The sequence below is a fragment of the Streptomyces sp. H27-D2 genome, from assembly GCF_035828615.1.
Taxonomy (GTDB): Bacteria; Actinomycetota; Actinomycetes; order Streptomycetales; family Streptomycetaceae; genus Streptomyces.
Genome location: NZ_JAYMZR010000226.1, coordinates 1 through 842, shown reverse-complemented (window position 1 = coordinate 842; position 842 = coordinate 1). Strand labels below are relative to the sequence as shown.

At 68.9% G+C, this 842-nt stretch carries 1 protein-coding gene; it reads right to left on the bottom strand.

Going from position 1 to position 842, the window contains the following annotated elements; all coding sequences use genetic code 11:
* Positions 1–75 precede the first annotated feature (75 nt).
* Positions 76–570: a hypothetical protein gene (locus QMK28_RS34020; protein WP_326443562.1), complete on the bottom strand. Its 495-nt coding sequence runs from the start codon at positions 568–570 to the stop codon at positions 76–78.
* Positions 571–842: the final 272 nt, after the last annotated feature.

The following is an 842-nucleotide window of genomic DNA, read 5'->3' as shown; positions in this document are numbered from 1 at the left end:
ACCGGGTCTTCTTCCTTGCTGGTCAGGCGCTACAACCCGACCAACACGGAGAAGGCCCTTTACCGTTACGGCAGTTCACCCGCGCGAGGTCGTTGCCGCCCTCGCTTTGAGCGGCGCGAACAGGCCACCGGGCGTCGCGACGGCCCGACCGTCCTTCACCGCGCGTTTGAGGTGGTGCCGCACCCGCTCGACGTTTCGGGCACTGGATTCCAGGCCGAGCCACCCCGCCATCTGCCCGCACCGCACCGGACCGCGCGCTCCGGCAAGCACTTCGAGCACCCGCTCGGTGAACTCCGCCGCCGCCTCCCGGGTCTCACCGCGTCCGGGACCGGGCACCCCGGCCCGCGGAGCCGGGACCGCGGCAGGTCCGGCGACGACCGGAAGGGCCGGGGCGTGCAGCGCCGGCGGTCCGCCGACTACCGCCAGCACCGTCGCCACCCGCGCCAACTCCTCCTCGCACACCAGCAGGAGCTCCGCGATCCGTGTCGCCTCCCCGCGCAACCGCACTGCCTCGCCCCGGCAGGCCGCCTCCCGCTCCCGCAGCAACCCGAGCACCTCGTCGCAGCCCATCCGAACCCGCCTCCCGCATCAGCCGGCGCTCGGCCGTGGCGATGTTTCCCGGGATCGCCAGTCGTAAAATCCAGATGCCGAGATTCCTATCCAGGTGCACATCTTGTAGATGGGGTAGTGGTCCTTCTCGCCGTCGATGAATTCGCACTTGTCGGTCATCGATATTCCTGGGCGAAGTCGGGTGGCCGGAGGGGATTTCACCCTCCGGCTCCCACAGATCCGTACGTGACAGTCTCCCGTCATACGGCTCTTATCATCCTGGTCACCACACT

Bases quoted from the DNA above. Each gene is read 5' to 3' on its own strand.
- QMK28_RS34020 (WP_326443562.1), bottom strand. From the start codon at position 570: ATGGGCTGCGACGAGGTGCTCGGGTTGCTGCGGGAGCGGGAGGCGGCC.